The organism is Streptomyces olivochromogenes, assembly GCF_001514115.1.
GTDB classification, from domain to species: Bacteria; Actinomycetota; Actinomycetes; order Streptomycetales; family Streptomycetaceae; genus Streptomyces; species Streptomyces olivochromogenes.
Genome location: NZ_KQ948456.1, coordinates 124,778 through 151,369 on the forward strand (window position 1 = coordinate 124,778; position 26,592 = coordinate 151,369).

At 71.4% G+C, this 26,592-nt stretch carries 20 protein-coding genes; 12 read left to right on the forward strand and 8 right to left on the reverse strand.

All coding sequences use genetic code 11. The features are described 5' to 3' along the window. The first annotated feature begins 32 nt into the window (after positions 1–32). Positions 33–1,766, forward strand: a complete 1,734-nt coding sequence (locus tag AQJ27_RS18310) for an ABC transporter ATP-binding protein (RefSeq protein ID WP_067370553.1) — start codon at positions 33–35, stop codon at positions 1,764–1,766. After that, complete coding sequence (locus tag AQJ27_RS18315; protein ID WP_067369691.1) at positions 1,766–3,694, forward strand: ABC transporter ATP-binding protein; 1,929 nt, start codon at positions 1,766–1,768, stop codon at positions 3,692–3,694. The genes AQJ27_RS18310 and AQJ27_RS18315 overlap by 1 nt, the downstream gene beginning before the upstream one ends. Positions 3,695–4,055: 361 nt before the next feature. On the opposite strand, the gene AQJ27_RS18320 is transcribed toward AQJ27_RS18315, so the two are convergent. The 5 genes from AQJ27_RS18320 to AQJ27_RS18340 all read right to left on the reverse strand — a co-directional run bounded on the left by AQJ27_RS18320 (position 4,056) and on the right by AQJ27_RS18340 (position 11,183). Further along, a complete protein-coding gene (locus AQJ27_RS18320) occupies positions 4,056–5,372 on the reverse strand; it encodes an RNA polymerase sigma factor (protein ID WP_067369693.1) in 1,317 nt (438 codons plus the stop codon). A 200-nt stretch (positions 5,373–5,572) separates the two neighbouring features. Beyond that, positions 5,573–7,477 (reverse strand): DNA primase, encoded by a 1,905-nt coding sequence (dnaG, locus tag AQJ27_RS18325; protein WP_067369698.1) that lies wholly within the window; start codon positions 7,475–7,477, stop codon positions 5,573–5,575. A 56-nt stretch (positions 7,478–7,533) separates the two neighbouring features. Next, the gene (locus AQJ27_RS18330; RefSeq protein ID WP_067369701.1) at positions 7,534–8,799 is read right to left on the reverse strand and encodes an NAD(P)/FAD-dependent oxidoreductase; all 1,266 of its coding nucleotides are present in this window, start codon (positions 8,797–8,799) and stop codon (positions 7,534–7,536) included. A 91-nt stretch (positions 8,800–8,890) separates the two neighbouring features. Further along, complete coding sequence (locus AQJ27_RS18335; RefSeq protein WP_067369704.1) at positions 8,891–10,204, reverse strand: deoxyguanosinetriphosphate triphosphohydrolase; 1,314 nt, start codon at positions 10,202–10,204, stop codon at positions 8,891–8,893. 148 nt (positions 10,205–10,352) lie between these two features. After that, positions 10,353–11,183 carry a sirohydrochlorin chelatase gene (locus tag AQJ27_RS18340; RefSeq protein ID WP_067369707.1) on the reverse strand — a complete coding sequence of 277 codons (831 nt, stop codon included), beginning with the start codon at positions 11,181–11,183 and terminating at the stop codon, positions 10,353–10,355. 355 nt (positions 11,184–11,538) lie between these two features. Between AQJ27_RS18340 and AQJ27_RS18345 the strand changes: the two genes are divergently transcribed. From AQJ27_RS18345 to AQJ27_RS18355, 3 genes are all read left to right on the forward strand, one after another. Next, positions 11,539–12,246 carry a SanA/YdcF family protein gene (locus AQJ27_RS18345; protein ID WP_067369710.1) on the forward strand — a complete coding sequence of 236 codons (708 nt, stop codon included), beginning with the start codon at positions 11,539–11,541 and terminating at the stop codon, positions 12,244–12,246. A gap of 8 nt (positions 12,247–12,254) precedes the next feature. Next, complete coding sequence (locus AQJ27_RS18350) at positions 12,255–13,784, forward strand: membrane-associated oxidoreductase (RefSeq protein WP_067370554.1); 1,530 nt, start codon at positions 12,255–12,257, stop codon at positions 13,782–13,784. A gap of 83 nt (positions 13,785–13,867) precedes the next feature. Then, complete coding sequence (locus AQJ27_RS18355) at positions 13,868–16,006, forward strand: alpha-galactosidase (RefSeq protein WP_067369713.1); 2,139 nt, start codon at positions 13,868–13,870, stop codon at positions 16,004–16,006. 299 nt (positions 16,007–16,305) lie between these two features. Here AQJ27_RS18355 and AQJ27_RS18360 read toward each other — a convergent pair whose 3' ends face one another. Both AQJ27_RS18360 and cutA read right to left on the reverse strand, forming a co-directional pair. Beyond that, positions 16,306–16,716 carry a gamma-glutamylcyclotransferase family protein gene (locus AQJ27_RS18360; RefSeq protein WP_067369716.1) on the reverse strand — a complete coding sequence of 137 codons (411 nt, stop codon included), beginning with the start codon at positions 16,714–16,716 and terminating at the stop codon, positions 16,306–16,308. After that, a complete protein-coding gene (gene cutA / locus AQJ27_RS18365) occupies positions 16,713–17,066 on the reverse strand; it encodes a divalent-cation tolerance protein CutA (RefSeq protein WP_067370557.1) in 354 nt (117 codons plus the stop codon). Before cutA ends, AQJ27_RS18360 begins: the two co-directional genes overlap by 4 nt. Before the next feature lie 229 nt (positions 17,067–17,295). On the opposite strand from cutA, the gene AQJ27_RS18370 reads away from it, so the two are divergent. The 3 genes from AQJ27_RS18370 (at position 17,296) to AQJ27_RS18380 (ending at position 20,889) form a co-directional block, all read left to right on the forward strand. Then, entirely contained in the window at positions 17,296–18,966 is a 1,671-nt protein-coding gene (locus AQJ27_RS18370; protein ID WP_067369719.1) for a M4 family metallopeptidase, read from the forward strand. A gap of 582 nt (positions 18,967–19,548) precedes the next feature. Further along, a complete protein-coding gene (locus tag AQJ27_RS18375; protein WP_067369722.1) occupies positions 19,549–20,070 on the forward strand; it encodes a hypothetical protein in 522 nt (173 codons plus the stop codon). Between the two features lie 201 nt (positions 20,071–20,271). Beyond that, positions 20,272–20,889, forward strand: a complete 618-nt coding sequence (locus tag AQJ27_RS18380; protein WP_067369724.1) for a class F sortase — start codon at positions 20,272–20,274, stop codon at positions 20,887–20,889. Between the two features lie 16 nt (positions 20,890–20,905). On the opposite strand, the gene AQJ27_RS18385 is transcribed toward AQJ27_RS18380, so the two are convergent. Then, entirely contained in the window at positions 20,906–21,688 is a 783-nt protein-coding gene (locus AQJ27_RS18385; protein ID WP_067369727.1) for a sulfite exporter TauE/SafE family protein, read from the reverse strand. 375 nt (positions 21,689–22,063) lie between these two features. Here AQJ27_RS18385 and nirB point away from each other — a divergent pair, with 375 nt between their 5' ends. From nirB to AQJ27_RS18410, 4 genes are all read left to right on the forward strand, one after another. Continuing rightward, entirely contained in the window at positions 22,064–24,700 is a 2,637-nt protein-coding gene (gene nirB / locus AQJ27_RS18395) for a nitrite reductase large subunit NirB (RefSeq protein WP_279636199.1), read from the forward strand. Continuing rightward, positions 24,697–25,047 carry a nitrite reductase small subunit NirD gene (nirD, locus tag AQJ27_RS18400; protein WP_067369737.1) on the forward strand — a complete coding sequence of 117 codons (351 nt, stop codon included), beginning with the start codon at positions 24,697–24,699 and terminating at the stop codon, positions 25,045–25,047. Before nirB ends, nirD begins: the two co-directional genes overlap by 4 nt. Before the next feature lie 113 nt (positions 25,048–25,160). Then, on the forward strand, positions 25,161–25,745 hold the full coding sequence (locus AQJ27_RS18405; protein ID WP_067369741.1) for a TetR/AcrR family transcriptional regulator: 585 nt from the start codon (positions 25,161–25,163) through the stop codon (positions 25,743–25,745). A 66-nt stretch (positions 25,746–25,811) separates the two neighbouring features. Then, complete coding sequence (locus AQJ27_RS18410) at positions 25,812–26,576, forward strand: SDR family NAD(P)-dependent oxidoreductase (protein WP_067369743.1); 765 nt, start codon at positions 25,812–25,814, stop codon at positions 26,574–26,576. Positions 26,577–26,592: the final 16 nt, after the last annotated feature.

Consider the following 26,592-nt stretch of genomic DNA (forward strand, 5'->3'; position numbering starts at 1 on the left):
GCACTGCCGTCGACGACTCCGAGAGAAGCCGCGTGCTCATACGACTGCTTCGGACCTACCTCAGTCCGTACAAGAAACCCATCGCTCTCCTCGTGCTGCTGCAGTTCCTGCAGACGTGCGCGACCCTGTATCTGCCGACCCTGAACGCACACATCATTGACAACGGTGTCGTCAAGGGAGACACGGGTTACATCCTGTCCATCGGTGCCCTGATGATCGGGATCTCACTGGTCCAGGTCGTCTGCAACATCGGTGCCGTCTACTACGGCGCCCGTACGGCGTCCTCCGTCGGCCGGGACATCCGGGCCGCCGTCTTCGATCGGGTGCAGTCCTTCTCCGCACGCGAGGTGGGCCACTTCGGGGCGCCCTCCCTGATCACCCGCACCACCAATGACGTCCAGCAGGTGCAGATGCTCACCCTGATGACGTTCACCCTGCTGGTGTCGGCGCCGATCATGTGTGTGGGCGGCATCGTGCTGGCCCTCGGCCTGGACGTGCCGCTGTCCGCGGTCCTGGTCGCCGTGGTGCCGGTGCTCGGCATCGGAGTGACCCTGATCGTGCGCCGGCTGCGCCCGCTGTTCAGGACCATGCAGGTGCGCCTGGACACCGTGAACCGGGTGCTGCGCGAGCAGATCACCGGCAACCGCGTCATCCGCGCCTTCGTCCGCGACGACTACGAGAAGGACCGCTTCGAGTCCGCCAACGCCCAGCTGACCGAGGTGTCCCTCGGCACCGGCCGGATGCTCGCCCTGATGTTCCCGATGGTCATGACCGTCGTGAACCTCTCCTCGATCGCCGTGGTCTGGTTCGGCGCCCACCGCATCGCCAGCGGGGGCATGCAGATCGGCGACCTGACCGCGTTCCTCGCCTACCTCATGCAGATCGTGATGTCCGTGATGATGGCCACCTTCATGTTCATGATGGTGCCGCGCGCGGAGGTCTGTGCCGAGCGCATCGAAGAGGTCCTGGACACCTCGTCGAGTGTCGTGCCGCCGAGCGCGCCCGTCGTGGAGCTGCGGCGCCACGGCCACCTGGAGATCCGCGGCGCCGGGTTCCGCTACCCGGGCGCCGAGGAGCCCGTCCTGAAGTCCATCGAACTGGTGGCCCGGCCGGGTGAGACGACCGCCGTGATCGGGTCGACGGGCAGCGGCAAGTCGACGCTGCTCGGGCTCGTGCCCCGGCTCTTCGACGCCACCGACGGAGAAGTCCTCGTCGACGGGGTCGACGTGTCGACCGTCGAGCCGACGCTGCTCGCCAGGACGGTCGGGCTCGTCCCCCAGAAGCCGTACCTGTTCGCGGGGACGGTCGCCACCAACCTCCGGTACGGCAATCCGGACGCGACCGACGAGGAGCTGTGGCACGCGCTGGAGGTGGCGCAGGCCAAGGGCTTCGTGGAGCGGCTGGAGAACGGCCTGGACTCGCCGATCGCCCAGGGCGGCACCAACGTCTCCGGCGGTCAGCGCCAGCGCCTCGCCATCGCCCGCACCCTCGTCCAGCGCCCCGAGATCTACCTCTTCGACGACTCCTTCTCCGCGCTCGACTACGCGACGGACGCGGCGCTGCGCGCGGCGCTCTCCCAGGAGACCGCCGAGGCGACCGTGGTGATCGTCGCCCAGCGGGTGTCGACCATTCGGGACGCCGACCGGATCGTGGTCCTCGACGAGGGCCGGGTGGTGGGCACGGGGCGGCACCACGAACTCATGGCCGACAACGAGACCTATCGGGAGATCGTTCTCTCCCAGCTGACGGAAGCGGAGGCCGCCTGATGGCCGGGCCCATGGGACGCATGATGGCCGGGGGCGGCCCCGATCAGCGCTCGATGGATTTCAAGGTGTCCGGGAAGAGGCTCCTGGCCCAGTTCAAACCCGAGCGCGTCACCATGTACGGGATGCTGGTCGCCGTCGTCCTGAGCGTGGGGCTCTCGGTGGTCGGGCCGAAGATCCTCGGCAAGGCCACCGACCTGGTCTTCGCGGGCATCATCGGGCGGCAGATGCCGGCCGGCGCCACCAAGGCCGAGGTCCTCGCCTCCATGCGCAGGCGTGGTGAGGGCGGCATGGCCGACATGCTCGCCGGGACGGACTTCACCCCCGGCAAGGGCATCGACTTCGATGCCGTCGGAAACATCCTGCTGCTCGCGCTCTGTACGTTCCTGCTGGCCGGCCTGCTGATGGCGGTGGCGACGCGCCTGGTGAACCGGGCCGTCAACAAGACCGTCTACCACATGCGCGAGGACCTGCAGGCGAAGCTGTCGCGGCTGCCGCTGTCGTACTTCGACAAGCGCCAGCGCGGTGAGGTGCTCAGCCGCGCCACGAACGACATCGACAACATCCAGCAGACCCTGCAGCAGTCGATGGGCCAGCTGGTCAACTCCCTGCTGACCATCGTCGGCGTGCTCGCGATGATGTTCTGGGTGTCGTGGCTGCTCGCGCTGGTCGCGCTCGTCACGGTCCCGCTCTCCTTCTTCGTCGCCACGCGCATCGGCAAGCGCTCGCAGCCGCACTTCGTGCAGCAGTGGCGCACCACCGGCAAGCTCAACGCCCACATCGAGGAGATGTACACCGGGCACACGCTGGTGAAGGTGTTCGGGCGGCAGGAGGAGTCGGCGGCGCAGTTCGCCGAGCAGAACGAGAAGTTGTACGAGGCCGGGTTCAAGGCGCAGTTCAACAGCGGGGTCATGCAGCCGCTGATGATGTTCGTGTCGAACCTGAACTACGTGCTGGTGGCGGTGGTCGGCGGTCTGCGCGTCGCGTCCGGCTCGCTGTCGATCGGCGACGTCCAGGCCTTCATCCAGTACTCCCGCCAGTTCTCGATGCCGCTGACGCAGGTCGCCTCGATGGCGAACCTCGTACAGTCCGGTGTCGCGTCTGCGGAGCGCATCTTCGAACTCCTCGACGCGGAGGAGCAGGAGGCCGACCCGGTGCCGGCGGCGCGCCCCGACGAGCTGCGCGGGCGGGTGGCGCTGGAGAACGTGTCCTTCCGCTACGACCCCGAGAAGCCGCTCATCGAGGACCTGTCGCTGAAGGTGGAGCCGGGCCACACGGTGGCGATCGTCGGTCCGACCGGCGCCGGCAAGACCACGCTGGTGAACCTCCTGATGCGGTTCTACGACGTCACCGGTGGCCGGATCACCCTCGACGGGGTCGACATCGCGTCCATGTCCCGGGACGAACTCCGGGCCGGGATCGGGATGGTGCTCCAGGACACCTGGCTGTTCGGCGGCACGATCGCGGAGAACATCGCGTACGGGGCCTCGCGTGAGGTCACACGCGGGGAGATCGAGGAGGCGGCGCGGGCCGCGCACGCGGACCGTTTCATCCGTACGCTCCCGGATGGCTACGACACCGTCATCGACGACGAGGGGACGGGGGTCAGCGCGGGCGAGAAGCAGCTGATCACCATCGCGCGGGCGTTCCTGTCCGACCCGGTGATCCTCGTCCTCGACGAGGCGACCAGTTCCGTCGACACCCGTACGGAGGTGCTGATCCAGAAGGCGATGGCGAAGCTCGCGCACGGGCGGACGTCGTTCGTGATCGCCCACCGGCTCTCCACGATCCGGGACGCGGACACCATCCTCGTGATGGAGAACGGTTCGATCGTCGAGCAGGGCGCGCACGCGGAGCTGTTGGCGGCGAACGGGGCGTACGCGCGCCTCTACAAGGCCCAGTTCGCCCAGGCGGTGGCCGAGGTCGACTAGCGGGTGGGGGTGGGTAGGGGTGCGGGGAGGTCCGTTTCCTCGCCCCCGCCGCCCCTACCCGTCCCATCCCTGGGGGCTGCCGCCCCCAGACCCCCGCATCGGCCTGAACGGCCTCGTCCTCAAACGCCGGACAGGCTGAAAGCCTTTAGGGGCGCGGGGAACTGCGCGACCAGCCCCCACCGGCCCGCAGCCGAACAAACCGGGCGGCCGGGGGAAGCGGGGCGAAGCCCCGCCCTGGGGGCGCGGGGAACTGCGCGACCAGCCCCCACCCACCCGCAGCCGAAAGACCACCCCACGGGGGCTGGGGCAGAGCCCCAGGAGGATGGGACGGGTAGGGGCGGCGGGGGCGAGAGACGTCGGGTCAGTCCAGGTAGCCGCGGAGTTGGTCCGCGAAGGCGTGGTCCCTCAGTTTGTTGAGGGTTTTGGACTCGATCTGGCGGATGCGCTCGCGGGTGACGCCGAAGATGCGGCCTATTTCCTCGAGCGTGCGGGGGCGGCCGTCGGCGAGCCCGTACCGGAGCTGGACAACCTTGCGTTCACGCTCACCGAGCGTGGAGAGCACCGCTTCCAGGTGTTCCCGCAGGAGCAGGAACGCGGCGGACTCCACCGGCGACGTCGCGTCACCGTCCTCGATCAGGTCGCCGAGCGCCACGTCGTCCTCCTCCCCCACCGGCGCGTGCAACGACACCGGCTCCTGGGCAAGACGCAGCACCTCACTCACCCGCTCACCGGGAAGGTCGAGGTGCGCGGCGACCTCGTCCGGCGTCGGTTCGTAGCCGCGCTCCTGCAGCATCCGCCGCTGGACCCGCACGACCCGGTTGATCAACTCGACCACGTGGACGGGGACCCGGATCGTACGGGCCTGATCGGCCAGCGCCCGCGACATGGCCTGCCGGATCCACCAGGTCGCGTACGTCGAGAACTTGTACCCACGGGCGTAGTCGAACTTCTCCACCGCCCTGATCAGACCGAGGTTCCCCTCCTGGACCAGGTCGAGCATGGTGAGCCCGCGGCCCACATAGCGTTTCGCGACCGAGACGACGAGGCGCAGGTTCGCCTCGATGAGGCGGCGCTTGGCCATGCGGCCCATGACGACGAGCTTGTCGAGGTCGAGGGCGAGCTGACTGTCCAGGTCGGGGGTGAGGCGGAGCTTCTCCTCGGCGAAGAGTCCGGCCTCGACGCGACGGGCGAGTTCGACCTCCTCCGCCGCGGTGAGCAGCGGAATGCGGCCGATCTCGCGCAGGTACTGGCGGAACAGGTCCGAGGAGGGGCCTCCGGTGTCCGTACTGCGTCCCCGGGGCAGTTCGACGGGCTCCGGGACCTCGGCCTCGGTTTCGACCTCCACGGGCTCGGCCTCGGCCTCGGCCTCGACGGCGTCCGCCGCCGGCCCGTCCGGCTCCGTCTCGGGGTGGTGCGCGGCACCCCGCTGCGGGGGCACCGCCGTGACGACGTCGGGCTCGGCGTCCGTATCCGCGTCCGTGAGGTTGTCGGTCTGTGTGAGGGTCTGGGTCTGCACGGGGGCGACCTCCAGGAATGTCGCTGCTGAGGCGTGCGGCAGCGGTACGTCGGGGATGGGGTCGACGGCCTCGCCGCTGTCCATCCCGTAGTCGTTTGGCGGAACCGCGGGAATCGGAAACCCGTCGCGTGCGGGTCGGCCGCGCTCCGAGGACTCAGGCACCGGAACCCAGTGTGGAGTACGACACATCGCCGCCACGAGGGGCGTGCGGTGACTTTTTGCGTCCGGTCCGTGACCCGGTGGTTACCGTGCCCTCCGAGTGCGCAGTTCAGCGCGCGCGAAACCGATTGAACGGCGTACGGGATTGGCATGTGCGCCGGGCCCATCCGGGCAGCCCGGGCCTCGGACCGGGCAGGGCGGCCTCAGAGCGCCTCCGCGCCCCGTTCGCGCAGCGCCTGTCCGTACTGCTGGAGCACCCACAACTCGTTCTGCACGGCCGCCAGCTGGGCCGGGTCGCCGTGGGCGCTGGCGCGGGCCAGGGCGCCCTGGACGTCCACGACGCGGCGCTCGACGGCACGGCGGCGGACCATGACGAGCTGGTCGCCCGCGTAGGTCTCGTCGACGGTCTTGCGCATGATCGCCTCGACGGCCAGCTCGGTGACCATGGAACGGACCACGTCGTCCGGGGCGGCCTCGCGGACCCGGACCAGATACTCCTGGGGGTCCTGCGTGCCGAACTCGGCGCCGCCCGACTCCATGATCGCCAGGCGTACGGCGGCGTAGGGCGCGGCGGTGAACTCGTCGATCCCGTAGGCGTCGAAGGCCGGGGAGACCAGCTCGGGCCGCTGGAGGGCGAGCTTGAGCAGCTCGCGCTCGGTGGCGTAGACGGGGTTGCGGAGGTTGAGCGCCGGGCCGCCCGTGGACGTCCGGACGGCGGCGTACGCCTGCTGGGAGCGCTGCCCGTCGGCGGGGGCGGGGCCCTTGCCGCCGCGGTCGCGGGCCCAACGGGCCAGCTGGGCCACCCGCTTGACCACGAACTGGGTGTCCAGGATGCCGAGCATGCCGGCGAGCTGCACGGCGACCTCGTGCTGGGCGCCGCTGTTCTTGATGCGGGCGACGATGGGCGCCGCCTCGTCCAGGGCCGCCGCGCGACCCGCCGGGGTCTCCAGGTCGTAGCGCAGGATGATCTGGCGCAGGGCGAACTCGAAGAGGGGCGTGCGGGGTTCGACGAGGTCGGCGACCGCCTCGTCGCCCTTGGCGAGGCGCAGGTCGCAGGGGTCCATGCCGTCCGGCGCGATGGCGATGTACGTCTCGGCGGCGAACTTCTGGTCGTCCTCGAAGGCGCGCAGGGCGGCCTTCTGGCCCGCCGAGTCGCCGTCGAAGGTGAAGATCACGCGGGCCGAGCCGTTGTCCATCAGGAGGCGTCTGAGGATCTTGATGTGGTCGCTGCCGAACGCGGTGCCGCAGGTCGCGATCGCGGTGGTGATGCCGGCCAGGTGGCAGGCCATGACGTCGGTGTAGCCCTCGACGACGACCGCGCGGCTGGCCTTGGCGATGTCCTTCTTGGCGAGGTCGATGCCGTAGAGGACCTGGGACTTCCGGTAGATCGCGGTGTCGGGCGTGTTCAGGTACTTCGGGCCGTTGTCCGCCTCGTACAGTTTGCGCGCGCCGAAGCCGACGACCTCGCCGCCGATGTCGCGGATCGGCCACATCAGGCGGCCGCGGAAGCGGTCGATGGGGCCTCGGCGGCCCTCCTGGGAGAGGCCGGAGAGAAGCAGCTCCTTGTCGGTGAAGCCCTTGCCGCGCAGGTGGCGGGTGAGGTGGTCCCAGCCCTGGGGGCTGTAGCCGACGCCGAAGTGCGCGGCGGCGGCCTGGTCGAACCCGCGTTCGGCGAGGAACTTGCGGCCCGCGTCGGCCTCGGGGCTGATGTCGAGCTGCTCCACGTAGTACTGGGCGGCGAACTTGTGCGCCTCGACCAGGCGGATCCGCTCACCGCGCTGGTGGGAGGGGTTGTAGCCGCCTTCCTCGTAGCGCAGGGTGATGCCGGCCTGCCCGGCGAGGCGCTCGACGGCCTCGGAGAAGGTGAGGTGGTCGACCTTCATCACGAACGTGATGGTGTCGCCGCCTTCCTGGCAGCCGAAGCAGTGGAAGAGACCCTTGCTCGGGCTGACCTGGAAGGACGGGGACTTCTCGTCGTGGAAGGGGCACAGACCCTTGAGGTTTCCGCCGCCCGCGTTGCGCAGCTGGAGGTACTCGGACACGACGGCGTCGATCGGGACCGCGTCCCGAACCGCCTTCACGTCCTCGTCGTTGATCCTTCCAGCCACGAGGTGATTCTACGGGGCCGGACCGACACTCCTGGGGCGAGGCGAACGCCCCGGTGTCAGGGGACCAGGCTGTCCAGCGGGACGTGCGGGTCGGCGAGTGCCTCGGTGTCCACCTGGGCCCGGGACCGGACCAGCCGCTGGATGGATTCCGTGACGTCCCACACATTCACGTTCATCCCGGCCAGCACCCGCCCGTCCTTCATCCAGAAGGCGATGAACTGGCGCTTGCCCGCGTCGCCCCGGATCACCACTTCGTCGTACGACCCCGGGGGCGCCCAGCCCGAGTACTCGAGCCCCACGTCGTACTGGTCGGAGAAGAAATAGGGCACGCGGTCGTACGTCGTCTCGCGGCCCAGCATCGCGCGGGCCGCCGCCGGTCCGCCGTTGAGGGCGTTGGCCCAGTGTTCGACGCGCAGCCGGGTGTCGAAGAGGGCGTGCGGGAAGGAGGCGACGTCACCGGCGGCGTAGATGTCGGGGTCGGAGGTGCGCAGGCGGTCGTCGACCGCGATACCGCCGCCGTGCGCGCGGTCGGCGATCTCCAGACCCGCGGCCTCGGCGAGACCGATGCGCGGCGCCGCCCCGATGGCCGCGAGTACGTCGTGGGCCGGGTGCTCCTCACCGTCGTCGGTGCGGGCGGCCAGGACCATGCCGTCCTGGCCGACGATCTCGGTGAGCCGGGCCCCGAAGTGGAAGCGGACGCCGTGCTCGCGGTGCAGCTCGGCGAAGAGCTGGCCGAGCTCGGGGCCGAGGACCGCGTGCAGCGGGGTCTGGTTGTGCTCGACGACGGTGACCTCGGCACCGTACTCGCGGGCCGCCGCCGCGACCTCCAGGCCGATCCAGCCCCCGCCCGCGATCACGATGTGGCCGTTGTCACGGCCGAGCGCGGCCAGGACGCCCTTGAGCCGTTCGGCGTGGGCGAGGCGGCGCAGATGGTGGACGCCCGCGAGATCCGTCCCGGGGATGTCGAGGCGGCGCGGCTCGGCGCCGGTCGCGAGGAGCAGCTTGTCGTAGTGGACGAGGGTGCCGTCGTCGCCGAAGCGGACGGTCTTCGCCGTGCGGTCGATGGCGTCGACGGTCTGGCCGAGGTGCAGCTCCACGTCGTTCTGCGCGTACCAGGCGGGTTCGTGCACGAAGACGCTGTCCCGCTCCTCCTTGCCGAGCAGATAGCCCTTGGAGAGCGGCGGGCGCTCGTAAGGGTGGTCACGTTCGTCGCAGATCAGTATCACGCGGCCGGTGAAACCCTCCGCTCGGAGCGTCTCGGCCGCCTTGGCGCCGGCCAGGCCTCCTCCGACGATGACGAATGTCTGATCCGCGTCGACCACTTGATGCCTCCTCGTAACGTTGTCGCCAGGCGAGCGTCCCGCACGCAGCGTGATGCGGGAAGAGGGAGTGGCCCGATCAGGCCACGCAGGGTCACACTCCGCCGCCGCCTGTGGGGCGCATGGTGAGCCTGAGATGCAGTGAACGTGCCGAGGCGTCGGTGAGCGAGGCAATCTGGTCGACGATCACCCGCTTGCGCGCACGATCGTCCCCTGCCTCGTCGAACAGCGCACGGAACTGCGGGTCAAGACCGTCCGGGGCACGGGTGGTGAGCGCCTCGGCCAGCTCGGCGACGACGATCCGCTGATCGGCGCGCAGCCGCTCCTGCTCGGCGCGCTGCATGACGTACCGGTCGGCGACGGCCTTGAGGACGGCGCACTCGTGGCGGGCGGCGCGCGGGACGACCAGCTCCGCCGCGTACCGGGTGAGCCGGCCGGTGCCGTACCGCGCGCGGGTGGCGCCCTCGGCGGCCAGGCAGAAGCGGCCGATGAGCTGGCTGGTGGCGTCCTTCAACCGGGCCTGCGCGACGGCCGATCCGTCGTACCCGTGCGGCCACCACTCCTGTTCCAGGAGCCGGTCGAGGGCCTCGGAGAGCTCGGCCGGGTCGGTGTCCGCGGGCACGTAACGGCCGATGGCGACCTTGAAGATCTCCTCGCGTTCCGGCTCGGCGTGCAGGCAGTTGGGGTCGATGTGGCCGGCGTGCAGACCGTCCTCGACGTCGTGCACCGAGTACGCCACGTCGTCGGACCAGTCCATGACCTGGGCCTCGAAGCACGTACGGGTGCCGGGGGCGCCCTTGCGGGCCCAGTCGAAGACCGGCCGGTCGTCCTCGTAGGCCCCGAACTTCGGTGAGGCGGGGTCGGCGGGGTGGGCGCCGCGCGGCCAGGGGTACTTGGTGGCGGCGTCGAGGGCGGCGCGGGTGAGGTTCAGTCCCACGCTGACGAGTTCGCCCGTCTCCTGCGAGTGGACGAAGCGCTTGGGTTCGATCCTGGTCAGGAGGCGCAGCGACTGCGCGTTGCCCTCGAAGCCGCCGCAGTCCTCCGCGAACTCGTTCAGCGCCTGTTCGCCGTTGTGTCCGAAGGGCGGGTGGCCGAGGTCGTGGGAGAGGCAGGCCGCCTCGACGAGGTCGGGGTCGCAGCCGAGGGCGGCGCCGAGCTCGCGGCCGACCTGGGCGCACTCCAGGGAGTGGGTGAGGCGGGTGCGGGCGCTGGCATCCCAGGCCTGACTGCGCGTGCCGGGGGTGACGACCTGGGTCTTGCCCGCGAGGCGGCGCAGCGCGGAGGAGTGCAGCACGCGTGCGCGGTCGCGCTGGAAGGCGGTGCGGCCTGGACGTTTGTCGGGCTCTACGGCCCAGCGCTCGACTGACGTCGGGTCGTACTCGTCGGAGAGGGGTGCGGTGCCGTCCATGCTTCGACAGTAAGCGTCGACAGTGACAATCAGGGCGTTGCGGGGCGCCTGCGCGTCTGCCGGGTGCTGTTTTCGGGCGGGTGCGGGATCATTGTGGCTTGTCGCGCAGTTCCCCGCGCCCCTTTGGGGCGCTGCCGTTGCCCTCGTTTCAGACTGCCGCCAGTGTCTGCTCCGTGGTGGCCGGGGTCGCCACGGCCTGGTCGTAGCGGTGCAGGATCAGGCGGGCCATCGCGGCGTGGGCGCCCAGCGGGGCGGCGGCGATCCAGGGGGCGGCCGCGGCGCACTCGGTGGCGAAGCGGCCGGGCGCGGTGAAGTAGGAGGCGACGGCGATGCGGTGGCGGCCACGCGCGGCCAGGGCCCGCACGGCGGCGGCGACGGTGGGCGCGGCGGCGGAGGCGTACGCGGGGACGACGGGCACGCCGAGGCGTTCGGCCAGCAGCTGGGCGGTGCGGCGGGTGTCGATGATCGACTCCGGGTCGCGCGAGCCCGCGGCGGCGAGCACGACCCCGCCGGCGCGCCGCGCCGCGTCGCTCATCCCGGTCCGCCAGCCGGCCTCGACGAGCCGCGCGTACAGCGTCTCGACGAGCAGGGGGTGCGGGCCGAGCGGGGCGGCGATACGGGCCCGCAGTCCCGGTACGGCGGCCGCGGCCGCGGGGATGTCCCGCTTGACGTGGTAGCCGCGGCTGAGCAGCAGCGGCACGAGGACGGCACCGTCGGCCCCGCCGGCACCGTCCTCGGCGGCGAGGGAGGCGAGTGTGTCGGCCAGCAGCGGTTCGTTCAGCTCGATGTGGCCGAGGTGCACGGACAGGTGCGGGCGCAGCTCGCGGACGCGCTCGATCAGGGTGCGTACGGTGCTCAGCGCGCGCGGGTCGCGGCTGCCGTGCGCGACGAGGACGAGCGGCGGCGGCGCGGGACGGCGGGCCCCGTTCAGCGACACGAGGCTGAGCTGACTGCCGAGCTGGCTGGTGATCGCGTTCATGAGTTGCGCCGTACTGTCGAGGTGGGCGCCACCGAGCGGGGGCCCGCCGGTGGGGGTACCCGCACTCGGGCGAAACCGAGAGTGGGGGAGGGTTCTGGACTCGTCGTGAGAGGGGTTCGACGCCGTCATGGACCGATGGTGACGGTACGAGGTTGCGGCGCGGTTGCACAGGCGTGTCAGGTGTTTTCCGGCGGTTCACGGCCCGGTGCGATGGCGGTGTGAGCACCTCCCACCTGCGCTTCCGCGACGCCGGGTGAACCCGGTCACGGCATCCGGGCGAACCGAACGGGCTTACGCTGCGTCCCCATCTGTCGAACACCGACGTGATCGGACGCCACCGGGGGGACGAACAACCATGCCGCGCCTGCCGCACCCGAGGATCCTCAGACCGCGGCTGCCCCGCCTGCCGCGCACCCGCGCCGGGCAGCGGCGGGCCGTGCAGACGGTCATGCTGCTGTGCGTGCTGGCGCTGCTTCCGGTGACCTGGCTGTACGTGAGCACGGCCGACGGGCTGCGTACGACGGCCGACGCGCCGCGCACCGAGGTCGCGGTGGTGTTCGGGGCCGGCCTGTGGAACGGCGAGCCGTCCCCATACCTCGCGCACCGGCTGGACGCGGCGGCGAAGCTGTACCGGGCCGGGCGGATCGAGGCCGTGCTCGTCACCGGGGACAACAGCCGCAAGGACTACGACGAACCGGACGCGATGCGGGCCTATCTGACGAAGCGTGGGGTGCCGGACCGGCGGATCGTCAGCGACTACGCCGGGTTCGACACCTGGGACTCCTGTGTGCGGGCCCGGAAGATCTTCGGCGTCCACGAGGCCGTGCTGATCAGCCAGAACTTCCACATCCGGCGGGCCGTCGCGCTGTGCCGGGCGGCGGGCGTGCGGTCGTACGGCATCGGAGTCGACGCCACCCACGACGTCACCTGGTACTACGGGGGCACCCGCGAGGTGTTCGCGGCCGGGAAGGCCCTGCTGGACGCGGTGTTCAAGCCCGATCCGCAGTTCCTGGGGCCCAAGGAGCCGGGGGTCGCGCGGGCCCTCGCGGCGGCGCGGAAGTGAGGGCGGTCATCGATCCCGCCGGTCTGACGCCCGCGGAACGCCGTGTCTGGGAGGCCTTTCCGCTCGGCGAGGGCGTCGACTTCCGCGAGGAACCCGCCTCCGCCTCCTGCGCCGACTCCGGCGGGAACCCCGCCGACGACCCCGCGGCCGGCGCCTCCTGGGGCCCCGAGCGGACCGTGCGCGCCGAGGTGCTGCGGGCGCTGCTGATCGACGGACCGGCGCACGACGGCGAGATAGCCGGCCTGAAGCTCACCGGCGCGCGCATCACCGGACAGCTGGATCTCGTGTACGGGACGGTCGAACAGGCCGTGCAGCTGCGGTTCTGCCACTTCGAGCAGCCTCTGAAGCTGTACGGGGCGCAGCTGCGCGCCCTGGTACTGAGCGACTCGGTGCTCCCCGGGCTCAAGGCCGGCAACCTGCGCGTCGACGGGGTGCTGCGGCTCAGCTGCTGCCGGGTCAGCGGGCCGATACGGCTCCAGGGCGCGAAGATCTCCGGCGCCGTGTTCGTCAACGGGGCGCGGCTGGGCCGCCCGGCGGCACTGGACACCCCGGACACGGAGACGTCCGCGGAACCGGTTCTCCAGCTCAACCACGCGGCCATCGGCACCGACCTGTGGGCCGTCGGCCTCCTCGCGCACGGCCAGGTACGGCTGAACGGGGCCACGGTCGGCGGTCAGGTGAACCTCGACGACGCCGATCTGCGCGTACCTGCGGGCGAGACCGCCCTGCACGCCGAGACCCTGTCGGTCGGCACCGACCTGCGGGCCGTGCGGCTGCGCGCGCGGGGCCGGGTCAACCTGAGCGGGTCGAGGATTCCCCACCAGCTGAATCTGGCCTACGCCCGGCTGTCCAACCCCGGGGGTCCGGCCCTGCGCGCCAGCAGCTGTGTCATCGGCGAGCTGTGGCTGCGCGAGGCCGCGCCGATCGTGGGCACCGTGAACCTGCGCCGCTCCCAGCTGGACCTTCTGCACGTGCCTCCGGGGGTGTGGCCCGACCGCGTCCGGATCGACGGCCTCGGCTACCGCACCCTCGCCCCGCATCTGCCCGCCGAGCAGCGACTGCCGCTGCTGGAACGCGAGGAGGGCGGCTATCTTCCCTACGCCTACGAGCAGTTGGCCGCCGCCTACCGCACAGCGGGCGACGACGCCGCCGCGCGCACCGTCCAGCTGGCCAAACTCCGCCGGCACCGCCGCACCCTCCCCCGCTACGCCAGGTTCTGGGGCCGGCTCCAGGACGTGGCCGTCGGCTACGGCTACCGGCCGATGCGCGCGGCGGGCTGGCTGCTGTTGCTGCTGTGCACCGGCGCCACCGCCTTCACACTGCACCATCCGCCCGCCCTGAAGCCCGCCGAGGCGCCCGGCTTCAACCCGGTCTTCTACACCCTCGACCTGCTGCTGCCCCTCGTCGACTTCGGTCAGGAGACGGCCTTCGCGCCGCGCGGCTGGTACCAGTGGCTCTCGTATCTGCTGATCGCCGTCGGCTGGATCCTGGCCACGACGATCGCGGCGGGCGTCACACGCTCCCTGAACCGCCAGTAGCCAGTAGGCGCCATGACTCGAAACAGTGAACGGCTCCTGGGAACACGCCTGTTGGCAGGTGCCCCCGGCACTAGCATGGCCGCGTGACGCAGGAGTTCAGCTATCGCTGGGGCCATTCCGCACTCACCGCCGACTTCGATCTGGACCGCCGCACACCCCGCCTGGTCCGGCTGACCGTGCCCGGCGAACCGGAGCCCAAATGCGCCGCCGAGGCCGCCGGGGCCGCGCTGCCGCTCGTCGACGTGACCCTCCTCGGGCAGGGCACCGGCTGGTCCGGTCCGCGCTTCACCGGTACGGCGCTCGGGCAGCGCCTGACCCACCGCGCCCACCACGCGGCGTACGGCGACGGCTGGCACCACCTCACCGTCCAACTCCAGGACAGACGGGGCGGTCTGACCGTCTTCGTCGAGTACTCCTCACCGGACGCGGTACCGGTGCTGCGCGCCCGCGTCCGGATCCGCAACGACGGTGACACACCCGTCACCGTGCGCTCGGTGAGCAGTCTGCTGCTGGGCGCGCTGCCCTCGCCCGACGTACTCGACGTGCACCGGGCACGCAACGACTGGCTCGCCGAATGCCGTTGGTACACCGAGGAGTTGCGGGAGTCCTTACCCGACGTGGGCCGGGCGTTCCACGGGCACGACGGGCGGGCCGGGGTGCGGCTGGCCGGGCGCGGGAGCTGGCCCACCGACGGGCATCTGGCGATGGGCGCGCTCACCGACCGCACCGACGGGCGCTGCTGGCTCTGGCAGATCGAGTCCGCCGCGAGCTGGCTGTGGGAGGCGGGCGAGGCGGACCACCACACGTACCTCTCCCTGAGCGGTCCGACCGCCGACGACCACCAATGGCATCAGGTCCTGTCCCCCGGCGCGGAGTTCGTCTCCGAGTACGCGGCCCTCGCGCTCGGCGACGGCTTCGACGGGGCACTCACCGCGCTGACCGACTACCGCCGCCGGATCCGCCGCCCGCACCCCGACCACGACCGGCTCCCCGTCGTCTTCAACGACTACATGAACACCCTCATGGGCGACCCGACCACCGAGAAGCTGCTGCCGCTGATCGACGCGGCGGCCGCGGCGGGCGCGGAGTACTTCTGCGTCGACGCCGGGTGGTACGACGACGAGGACGGGGACGGGGACGGAGATGCGGAGGGGGACACGGGCGGGGGCGGGGACGGAGACACGGGCGGGGACGGCGGCGGGGGCTGGTGGGACAGTGTCGGCGCCTGGCTGCCGTCGGCGCGGCGCTTCCCCGGCCCGGACGGCCTCCACGCCGTGCTCGGCCGGATCCGGGAGCGCGGGATGGTGCCGGGGCTGTGGCTGGAGCCGGAGGTGGTCGGCGTCCGCAGTCCGCTCGCCACCGAGCTGCCGGACGAGGCCTTCCTGCGCCACGGAGGCGGTGTGCGCGTCACCGAACAGGGCCGCCACCAGCTGGACCTGACGCATCCGGCCGCCCGCGCGCACCTCGACCGGACGGTCGACCGGCTCGTCGGCGAGTGGGGCGTGGGCTATCTCAAGCTCGACTACAACATCACCACTTCCGCGCCCGGGCTCCTCGACCACACGCGCGCCTGGCTCTCCTGGCTGTCGGCCGTCCTGGACCGCCACCCGGGTCTGGTCGTCGAGAACTGCGGTTCGGGCGGGCTGCGCATGGACGGCGCGTCGTTGGCGGTGGCCCAGCTCCAGTCCACCTCCGACCAGCAGGACCCCCTGCGCTACCCGCCCATCGCGGCCGCCGCGCCGACCGCGGTGCCGCCCGAGCAGGGTGCCGTGTGGGCGTACCCGCAACCGGAGTTCACGGACGAGGAGATCGCCTTCACCCTCGGCTCGGCGCTGCTGGGGCGGGTTCATCTCTCCGGGCGTCTGGACCGCATGACGCCGCACCAACTCGGCCTCGTGCGAGAGGCGTTGGTGACGTACAAGGCCGTCCGGGGCGATCTGTGCCGGTCGGTGCCGTTCTGGCCGCTGGGGCTGCCCGGGTGGCGGGACGCGTGGGTGGCGCTGGGGATGCGGGTGCCGTTCCTCGACACCACGTATGTGCTGGTGTGGCGCAGAGCGGGCGACGATCCCGAAGTCGCCCTGCCTGCGGCGCACTTGACGGGGCGGGAGGTGCGGGTCGACGTACTGCACGGGTCGGCGGGGCCGGTGGCCTGGGACGGGTCGGCGCTGCGGGTGACGTTGCCGGAGGCTCCGTCGGTGCTGCTGACGCGGCTCACCGTGTAGCGGACGAGGTGTTCGGTGGTTTCGGAATGTTCGAGGTGTTCGGTGGTTTCGAGGTGTTCGTTGGCCTCGACGAGCACGAGTTGATCCCGAGTCCCAGAGCGGCCCCCGCACCCGCGCCGCCCAGTGCGAGGAGACGGCGCCGGGTGATGTGGCTGTCGGTCATGGCGGGACCCTAGGGGCGGCCCGGGGCGCGACCGCGGGGGCGCGCGGAGTCACGCGGACTCGCCACCCGCACGAGTGGGCTCCGTGATGACAGGTGCGCCCGGTGCCCTCAACGACGGACTTGCCAGTCCCCGCCCTCAACGACGGACGTGCCAGTCCCCGCCCTCAACGAGCGTCCCGCCGGCCCGCAGCCGCGCGGCGACGGCGGGAGCGGCCACGTACACCCAGGCCCGTACGGCCGTGCCGTCCGCGCGGGTCACCTCCCGCGCCACCCGCTCGTACAGGTTGCGAGGGTCGCCCGGCACGTACTCCTCCAGCCGGTCCAGCGCACCGAGCAACTGCCCGTACGCCTCCGGGAGCGCGGTGACCAACTCCCCGCGCACGACACCTCCGGGCTCCTCGACGGCGTACGGATATCCGGGCCCTTCGTACAGCACGGCTCCCCGCATCCGGCCGGGCTCCTCCGACTCCGTGCGGCCGCGGAGGAACAGGTCGTGGTTGTGCCCGCCGGGACGCAGGGTTCCGTAGACGAAGAAGGGGACGGTCACTCGCCGGTCCCCCCTTCCACGGTCTCCTCCTCCACGCTCTCTCCTTCCACGGTCTCCTCCTCGACCCAGCGCAGATAGTCCGCGCTCCCCCGGACGACGGGCGTCGCGATGATCTCGGGGGTGTCGTAGTCGTGCGCCGCGAGGAGATACGCCTCCAGCGCGTCGTACCGCGCACCCGTCGTCTTGAACAGCACCTGCCACTCGCTCGCGGTCTCCACCGCCCCTTTCCACCGGTAGACGGTGGTCACCGGCCCGGTGATCTGCGCGCAGGCCGCGGCCCGCGCCTCGACCGCGCCGCGTGCGAGCGCCTCCGCCTTCTCGGGGGCGTCGGTCGTGGTCAGCACGGTCAGCCAGGCAGCCGTTCCAGCGGCCGTTCCGGCACCCGTTCCAGTGCCCGCTCCGGTGCCCGCCCCGGCGGCCATCTCCATGATCGTCTCCTTTCGTGAGGGTGCAGAAACGATTCTCGCCGCACCTCGCGCACATCACGCACGCGCTATGGACATGACATGTCATGAACCTTTAACTCTGATTCGACATCAGCGCCCCCACGCGTCTGAGCGCCCCTCCCCGAGGAGACCGATGAGTCGGATCCGGATACGGCAGACCCGAGGTACCCGACCGCACACCCGAAGCTCCCGCCTGGCCGCGGCCGGTGTGGCCGCGGCCGCCACCGCCCTGCTGGCGGCCGCACTGACCCCCACCGCGGGCGCCGCCGACCGGCCCGGCCGCGCCACCGCGATCGACAACGCCGCCGCGGCCCTGGTGAAGGAGGCCGCCCGGCTGGGCCTGACCTCCGCCGAGGGCACCAGCGTCCGTGACGTCGTCGTCGACGCGAACGGCGACCAGCATGTTCGCTACGACCGCACGTACCGGAAACTGCCGGTCCTGGGCGGCGACTTCGTCGTCCACCTCGCCCCCGACGGTTCCTACCGCGGCGCGAACCGGGCCACCTCCCGCGACCTCTCCGTCCCCACCACCACGCCCGCGCTCGCCGCCCCCGAGGCCGCCGACCTGGCCACCGCCGCGCTGCGCGCCGCGCACCTCGGCGAGACGCTGAAGAAGGTGACGGCCAAGCCCCAGCTCGTCGTGGACGCCCTGCACGGCGCGCCTCGGCTGGCCTGGCGCACCAACGTGGTGGGCCAGGACTCGCTGGGCAACCCGGTCGCCCGCACGGTGCTGACCGACGCCCGCACCGGCCGGCAGATCGACGCGTGGGACAGCATCGAGACGGCGACGGGCGACGGCCAGTCCCTCTACAGCGGCACGGTCCCGCTGGAGACGACGCTCTCCGGATCGACGTACCAGCTCAAGGACCCGACGCGCGGGAACACGTACACGGGCGACGCGGCGAACAAGACGGACCTGTGCATCTTCGGGATCTGCGTCAGCCGCGCTCCGGCGACCCTCTTCACGGACGCCGACAACCACTGGGGGACCGGGGCGGCTTCGGACCGTTCCTCGGCCGCGGTCGACGCCCAGTACGGCACGAACGAGACCTGGGACTACTACAAGAATGTCCACGGCCGCACCGGCATCGCGGGCGACGGCAAGGGCTCGTACAACCGCGTCCACTACGGCAGCAACTACAACAACGCCTTCTGGGACGACAGTTGCTTCTGCATGACGTACGGGGACGGTGACGGGACGACGTTCGGGCCGCTGGTCGCGCTCGACGTGGCCGGTCACGAGATGTCCCACGGTGTCACGTCGAAGACGGCGGCGCTGACGTACTCGGGCGAGTCCGGCGGTCTGAACGAGGCGACCTCCGACATCTTCGGCACGCTGGTGGAGTTCTACGCGAACAATCCCACCGACCGCGGGGACTATCTGATCGGCGAGAAGATCGTCCGCTCCGGCTTCGGCAAGGCGGCCCTGCGGTTCATGGACCAGCCCTCCAAGGACGGCAACTCGGCGAACTGCTGGAGCTCCTCGGTCGGCAACCTCGACGTCCACTACTCGTCCGGCGTCGCGAACCACTTCGCGTACCTGCTCGCCGAGGGCAGCGGCGCGAAGACCATCAACGGGGTCAGCTACAACTCCCCGACCTGCAACAACTCGACGGTCACCGGCATCGGCCGGGACAAACTCGGCGCGATCTGGTACCGCGCGCTGACGGTCTACATGACGTCCTCGACGAACTACGCGGGCGCGCGGACGGCGACGCTGAACGCGGCGAAGGACCTGTACGGGGCCGGGAGCACGGAGTACAACGCGGTGGCGGCGGCGTGGTCCGCGGTGTCCGTGAGCTGAACCGTCGGCTGTACGGGGGCGGCCCGGGGTCCGTTGTCTCGCATCGGGTCCCGGGCCGGTCCCACCTCCCTCGCACCGACGCGTCAGGCGCTCCGCCGGACCTCGGCCTCGACCGGCCGCCGCGAGCCGACCGCCCCGGCGCGAGCGCGTGTCGCACGTGCGGCGCCGGCGTGGCTGTGCGAACCGGGACCGGGACGCCGGGTGCGGTAGCCGCAGCGGCCGGTCGGCGGCGCCGGGACGGAAACGGCCCTCGCGGTTGCCTTCATGGCACACAGGAGCCATCACCTCAACCATCCTTGAGGTCAAGGTGCCTCCCACCCGCCCCCGTCACCCGTTCGCACCCCCTCCCTGCGCACTTCGGGTTCTTCGCCGCGACACACCGGCCGTACGCCGGTGACCTGCTGGAACGCCCTCGTTCCGGCCCCTAGGGCGCCCCCGCCAGGCCCCCTTTCCCCGCATGTGTGACGCTCCGTCAGGGAGCGAACCCGGCCGACTGCCACTTACCTCGGAAGGGCAGGGGCACGACCGACACAGCGGCACTTGGGGGTGCCGCCGGCCGCGCCCCCTCGGAGGAGCACAGCCATGCGACGCACAGCCCGTCTGCTGACCGGTACCGCGCTCGCCGTCGCCGCGGTGGGCCTCGCCACCGCGCCCGCGTACGGCGGGTCCACGGAGAGTCTGGAGGTGTTCCCCTCCACCGTCGTCCCGGGGGCCGACGTCACCGTCAACACGGCGGCGTGCGGCACGGACGGCACCGCCACGGGTGACGCCAGCGCGGTCGGCGCGGGCATCTTCATCCTCGCCGCCAGCGCGCACGAACAGGACGCGATCGGCCAGTTCAAGGTGCCGCCGAGCGCCCAGCCGGGGACGTACGAGATCGTCGCGAAGTGCTCCCAAGGCCGACAGGTCACCGGCGACCTGATCGTGAACCTGACCGCCACACGCGAACAGATCCATCTGCCGCGTGGGCATGTGAACACGGGGGTCGGCGGCGCACTCGGCCCCGACCCCGTGCAGACCGCGGCGGGAGTGGCGGCCCTGGCCGTCGCCGCCGCGGGCGGTACCTGGCTCCTGCATCGCCGGGCGAGAGGCGACGGGATCTGACGGACACCCTCCGCTGTCCGTCCGCCGGTACCGCCGTCCCCTCCCCCTCCGTGGCCCGACGCCCCTCGCGGCCCGGAGGGGGAAGGGGACCCACCACGACCACGGCCCCGACCACGGCCACCGTTGGGGTTGCGACTACGGCCACGACCACGGCCGTCACGACCACAACCGCACAACCCCTGACCCCGGGAGGAGGCTCACATGCGCCGGGTCAGCAACACCGCCATAGCTTCCGTCACCGTGGTCGCCCTCTGCTCAGGGACCTGGCTGCTCCACAACGGCGCCCAGGTCCACCCACCGCCCCAGCCCTCCGCCGCCCAGGCCGGCACCGGCGACGCCCTCCGGCAGGGCGCCCCCGCGCTCCGCCACTCCCCGCCCGAGCGCATCCGCATCCCCTCCATCGGCGTGAACGCCCCGCTGATGGGCCTCGGCCTCACCCCGCAGGGCAGCCTCGACGTCCCGCCCGCCGGGGAGAAGAACCTCGCGGGCTGGTACCAGGCCGGCACCACCCCTGGCGAGCGGGGCACCGCGATCGTCGCGGGCCACGTCGACAACGCCAACGGCCCCGCCGTCTTCTACAACCTCGGCGCCCTCAAGAAGGGCAGCGCCATCGAGGTGGCCCGCCGCGACGGCGGCACCGCGCTCTTCACCGTGGACGCCGTCGAGGTGTACGCGGCCCGCGACTTCCCGGACGAGAAGGTGTACGGCGCCGCCTCCCGCCCCGAACTGCGCGTCATCACCTGCGGCGGCGACTACTCGAAGGCCACCGGGTACCAGGGGAACGTGGTCGTCTTCGCCCACCTCACCGGCAGCCGCTGACCGCCGTCTGCGGCGCCTACGCGATCCACTGCTGGTACGCCAGATTCGCCACCAGCGCGAACACCACCGTCAGCAGCACCACCCGGACGAACCCGCTGCCCTTCTTGAGCGCCGTGTGCGCCCCCACCATGCCGCCCACCAGGTTGAACACGGCCATCAGCGCGGCCAGTTGCCAGTACACCGTGCCCTTCCAGGCAAAAGTCGCGAGGGCGCCCGCGTTGGTGCAGCAGTTGACGATCTTCGCGGTGGCGGAGGCGGTCACCAGGTCGAAGTGGAGCAGCGCGGTCAGCGCCAGGACGAGGAACGTACCCGTACCGGGTCCGATGAGCCCGTCGTAGAAGCCGATCCCGAGGCCCGCGAGCCCGATCGCGGCCAGCACGCGCCGCGCGGAGACGGGCTCGGTCGAGGGCGCCGTACCGAAGGCGGGCCGCAGCATGACGAAGGTCCCGACGCCGAGCAGCACCACCATGACCACCGGCTTCAGCACGTCCGTACTCATCCCGGCGGCCACGAAGGCACCGGCCGTGGAGCCCGCCAGCGCCGCGAGCCCGATCCGCACGGCCAGCCGCACATCCACCGGCGCCTTGCGCGCGTACGTCACCGCCGCGCCGGTCGTCCCGACGATCGCGACCGCCTTGTTCGTCCCGAGCGCGTACGCCGCCGGTGTACCGCCCGGCAGTCCGAGCAGCATCGCGGGGAGCAGAAGCAGCCCGCCGCCACCCACCACGGCGTCGATCCAGCCCGCCGCGAGGGAGGCGAGGCAGAGCACAACGACGATGGTCAGCGATATCTCGGGCATGATCGCGACCCTATGGACGAGGTAGATGTGCCGTCCATGGATTTTGCGAAGCCTGAGCGTCTTCTGAGGTTCGGCATGTTCTGAGATCCGGCCACAAAACTCACTCCCGCTCAGTCCATGGGAACGGTTCGGTCGACCCCGCCAAACCCTCACAACCGGGTGCCGCTCCCGCTGAGGGCAGCGTTCCTCCCGGGAAACAGCCGTGATGCGGCCGGGTAACACCGGCGTCGCAGGCTGCGGTGCATGACCTCGAATGCGCCCGCTCCCTGACCCGGCTCGCACTCACCGTTGCCCTCGCCCGGAAGGGAACCGCACCGCTCCCCCGCGGACAGCGCCCCGCTGCTCCACCTGCTCACCAACGACGGAGGCTCCTGAATGTCCACGGACACGACGATGACGACGGCGGCGGCGAACGCCACCGACGGCAGCGCGCACACCATCGTGCTCGTCGGCCATGGCATGGTCGGCCAGCGCTTCCTCGAAGCGCTCGCCGAACGCGGCCTGACCACCACGCACCGTGTGGTCGTGCTGTGCGAGGAGCCGCGCCCGGCGTACGACCGCGTCCGGCTCACCTCGTACTTCTCGGGCCGCACTCCGGAGGAACTCTCCCTCACCGACGCCGAGTTCATCACCACGCACGGCATCGAACTGCACCTCGGCGACCCGGCCGAGGCGATCGACCGGGAGGCCAGGCAGGTCACCGCGCGCTCGGGCCTGGTCCTCACGTACGACACCCTGGTCCTCGCCACCGGCTCGTACCCCTTCGTCCCACCGGTGCCCGGCAAGGACGCCGAGGGCTGCTTCGTGTACCGCACCATCGAGGACCTGCTCGCCATCGAGAAGTACGCGAAGGCGCGGGCGACGACCGGCGCGGTGGTCGGCGGCGGCCTGCTCGGGCTCGAAGCCGCGGGCGCGCTGAAGGGACTCGGACTGACCACGCACATCGTGGAGTTCGCGCCGCGTCTGATGCCCGTACAGGTCGACGAGGGCGGCGGCGCGGCGCTCCTGCGCACCATCCAGGACATGGGCCTGAGCGTGCACACGGGCACGGGCACCCAGGAGATCGTCACCGGCGGCGACGGCGCCGTGACCGGGATGAGGCTCTCCGACGGCTCCGAACTCCCCACGGACCTCGTGGTGTTCTCGGCCGGCGTCCGCCCGCGCGACCAGCTCGCCCGCGACACCGGGCTCACGGTCGGCGAGCGCGGCGGCATCACGGTCGACGACCAGTGCCGCACCTCGGACCCGCAGGTGTTCGCGATCGGCGAGTGCGCCCTCGCCTCGGACGGCCGGGTGTACGGCCTGGTCGCGCCCGGCTACGAGATGGCCGAGACGGCCGCCGCGACGATCGCCGCGGACGAGGCCAGCTTCACGGGCGCCGACCTGTCCACGAAGCTGAAGCTGCTCGGCGTCGACGTCGCGTCCTTCGGTGACGCGCACGGCGCCACCGCCGACTGCCTCGACGTCGTCTACTCCGACTCACGCTCGGGCACGTACAAGAAGCTGGTCATCGGCCGCGGCGGCGAACTGCTCGGCGGCATCCTGGTCGGCGACGCGGAGGCGTACGGCACCCTGCGGGCCTTCACCGGCTCCGTGCCCCCGATCGCCCCCGAGCAGCTGGTGCTCCCGGCGGACGCGGGCGCCCCGGTCGCGCTCGGCCCCTCCGCGCTCCCCGACTCCGCGGTCATCTGCTCCTGCCACAACGTCACCAAGGGCACGATCCGCGGCGCGGTCACCGAGCACTCCTGCACCACCGTGCCCGAGGTCAAGAAGTGCACCAAGGCCGGTACGGGCTGCGGTAGTTGCGTCAAGGTCCTCGACCGGCTCGTCAACGAGGAGCTGTCGGCGAGCGGCGTCGAGGTCGACCACGGCCTGTGCGGCTGCTTCTCCCAGACCCGCGAGGAGCTGTACGAGATCGCCCTCGCGCTGCGCATCCCCTCCTTCCAGGTCCTGCTGGACCGCTACGGCCGTGAGGGCGCCCGGGGTGGCGAGGGCTGCGAGGTCTGCAAGCCGGCCGTCGCCTCGATCATCGCCTCCCTCGCCCCGACCATCGGCGCCAGCGGCTATGTCCTGGACGGCGAGCAGGCGGCCCTCCAGGACACCAACGACCACTTCCTCGCCAACCTCCAGAAGAACGGCTCGTATTCGATCGTGCCGCGCGTCCCCGGCGGCGAGATCACCCCGGAGAAGCTGATCGTGATCGGCGAGGTGGCCCGGGACTTCGGCCTCTACACGAAGATCACGGGCGGCCAGCGCATCGACCTGTTCGGCGCGCGGGTCGAGCAACTCCCCCTCATCTGGGCGAGGCTGGTGGACGCGGGCTTCGAGTCCGGGCACGCGTACGGAAAGGCCCTGCGCACGGTCAAATCCTGCGTCGGCCGGACCTGGTGCCGCTACGGCGTCCAGGACTCCGTCCGCATGGCGATCGACCTGGAGCTGCGCTACCGGGGGCTGCGCTCCCCGCACAAGCTCAAGTCGGCGGTCTCCGGGTGCGCCCGTGAGTGCGCCGAGGCCCAGTCCAAGGACTTCGGCGTGATCGCCACCGCGGGCGGCTGGAACCTGTACGTCGGCGGCAACGGCGGCGCCACTCCGCGCCACGCGGACCTGTTCGCGCAGGACCTCTCGGACGCCGAACTCGTTCGCCTGATCGACCGGTTCCTGATGTTCTACATCCGCACCGCGGACCGCCTGGAGCGCACGTCGACCTGGCTGGAGCGGATTCCGGGCGGCCTGGACCACGTACGCGAGGTGGTCGTGGAGGACTCGCTCGGCATCTGCGAGGAACTGGAGTCGCTCATGGCCGCGCATGTCGCCGCCTACCGCGACGAGTGGGCCGAGACCATCAACGACCCGGAGAAGCTGGCCCGGTTCGTGTCCTTCGTGAACGCCCCGGACACCCCCGACCCCGTCGTCGGCTTCGTCCCCGAGCGCGACCAGATCAAGCCGGACCTGCCGCTGCTGAGCATCGGCCGCCGCCCCTCGCAAGCCCTGGAAGGAAGCGCCCAGCGATGACTCCGGCACCCGAAACGACCACTCTCACCGTCCAACTCCGCCTGACGGACTCCTGGTTGGCACTCTGCGACCTGTCCGCGCTGACGCCGGGCCGCGGAGTGGCCGCCCTGCTCCCGGACGGCGGCCAGGCGGCCGTCTTCCTCGACCGCGCGGGCCGGATGTACGCCATCGACAACCGCGATCCGTTCAGCGGCGCGGCGGTCCTCTCCCGCGGCCTGATCGGCTCCCACCAGGGCCGCCCGTTCGTGGCCTCGCCCCTGCTGAAGCAACGGTTCGACCTGGAGTCGGGCCGGTGCCTGGACGACGAGACGGTACGGGTGACGACGTACGAGGTCCGGATCACCTGACAGCCGTTTCCTGACGGCCGGGGTGACCGGGACCTCCTCACGTCCGCCGGTCACCCCGGTCTTAACCCCGGTCTTACTTGACCGATCATTCTCGATTGCCCTACGGTCGCCCCATGGCCAGGACCAAGGAATTCGACCCGGACGCCGCGCTGCAGTCGGCTCTGGAGCTGTTCTGGCGGCGCGGCTACGAGGCGACATCCATGACGGACCTCGTCGAGCACCTCGGCGTCGGCCGCGCCAGCATCTACGCGACCTTCGGCAACAAGCACGAGCTGTACCTGAAGGCGCTGGACCGCTACCAGCAGGCGCGCAATCCGCGGCTCCTGCGGGAGCTCTCCCAGCCGGGCCCCGCACTGCCCGCCGTACGAGCGGTGATACGCCGCTTCGCGACCGAGGCGACGACCGAGGGAAGGCGCCTGAGCGGCTGCTTCGTCACCAACACGGCCGCCGAACTGGCACCCCACGACACGGCCGCGGCCCGCCGCGTCGAGCACAACTGGGACCACCTCGAGACCCTGCTGCACTCGGCCCTGGTCCGCGCGCAGGCCCAGGGCGAACTGCCCGCCGACCGCAACCCGCTCACCCTCGCCCGCATGCTGCTGGTCCTGATGCAGGGCCTACGGGTGGTGGGCAAGGCGTCCGCGGACCCGGCCCGGGTCCAGGACGCGGCGGAACAGGCGCTGACGCTGCTCGACTGAAGACCACGCTCCAAGGCTTGCGCACGCCTTCATAATGAACCGATCGGTCAAATAAGGGGATCCGGAATGACCACACGCTTCTCGGGAAAGACCGCTCTCGTCACGGGCGCCGGATCCGGTATAGGCCGGACCACCGCCCTGGCGTTCGCCGCGGAGGGCGCGCAGGTGGTCGTCGCCGGCCGCACCGCCGCATCGCTCGACGAGACGGTCGCGCTGATCGAGGCCCGGGGCGCAAAGGCGCTGGCAGTGACCGCGGACGTGTCACGCTCGGACGAGGTGCACGCCCTCGTCGAGGCGGCCGTCGACCGTTTCGGCTCCCTGGACGTGGCGGTGAACAACGCGGCCGTCTTCCACGGCGGAACACCGCTGGCCGACCTTCCGGAGGCCGACTGGCACGCCGAACTGGACATCAACGTCACCGGCGTGTTCCTCGCCCTTCAGGCGGAGATCCGGCAGATGCGGACGCAGCCGTCCGGCGGCGCGATCGTCAACCTCGCCTCCACCGTCGGCCTGCACACCCGCCGCCCGGGCGTCGCCGCCTACGCCGCCGCCAAGGCCGCCGTCACCGTACTGTCCCGCGCCGCGGCCCTCGACCACATCGCCGACGGAGTCAGGATCAACGTCGTCAGCCCCGGCGCCTCCGCCACCACGATGTCACTGCGGCCGGGCGAGTCGGAGGCCGAGCGGGTGGAGCGGGCACGCCACGAACTGCCGCTGGGCCGTGTGTCGAAGACCGAGGAGGTGGCGGCGGCCGTCCTCTACCTGGCGTCGGACGACGCGGCGTCGATCGTGGGCACGGACCTGGTGGTGGACAGCGGAGGCGCCCTCTGACGCGGACCGGGAGGTC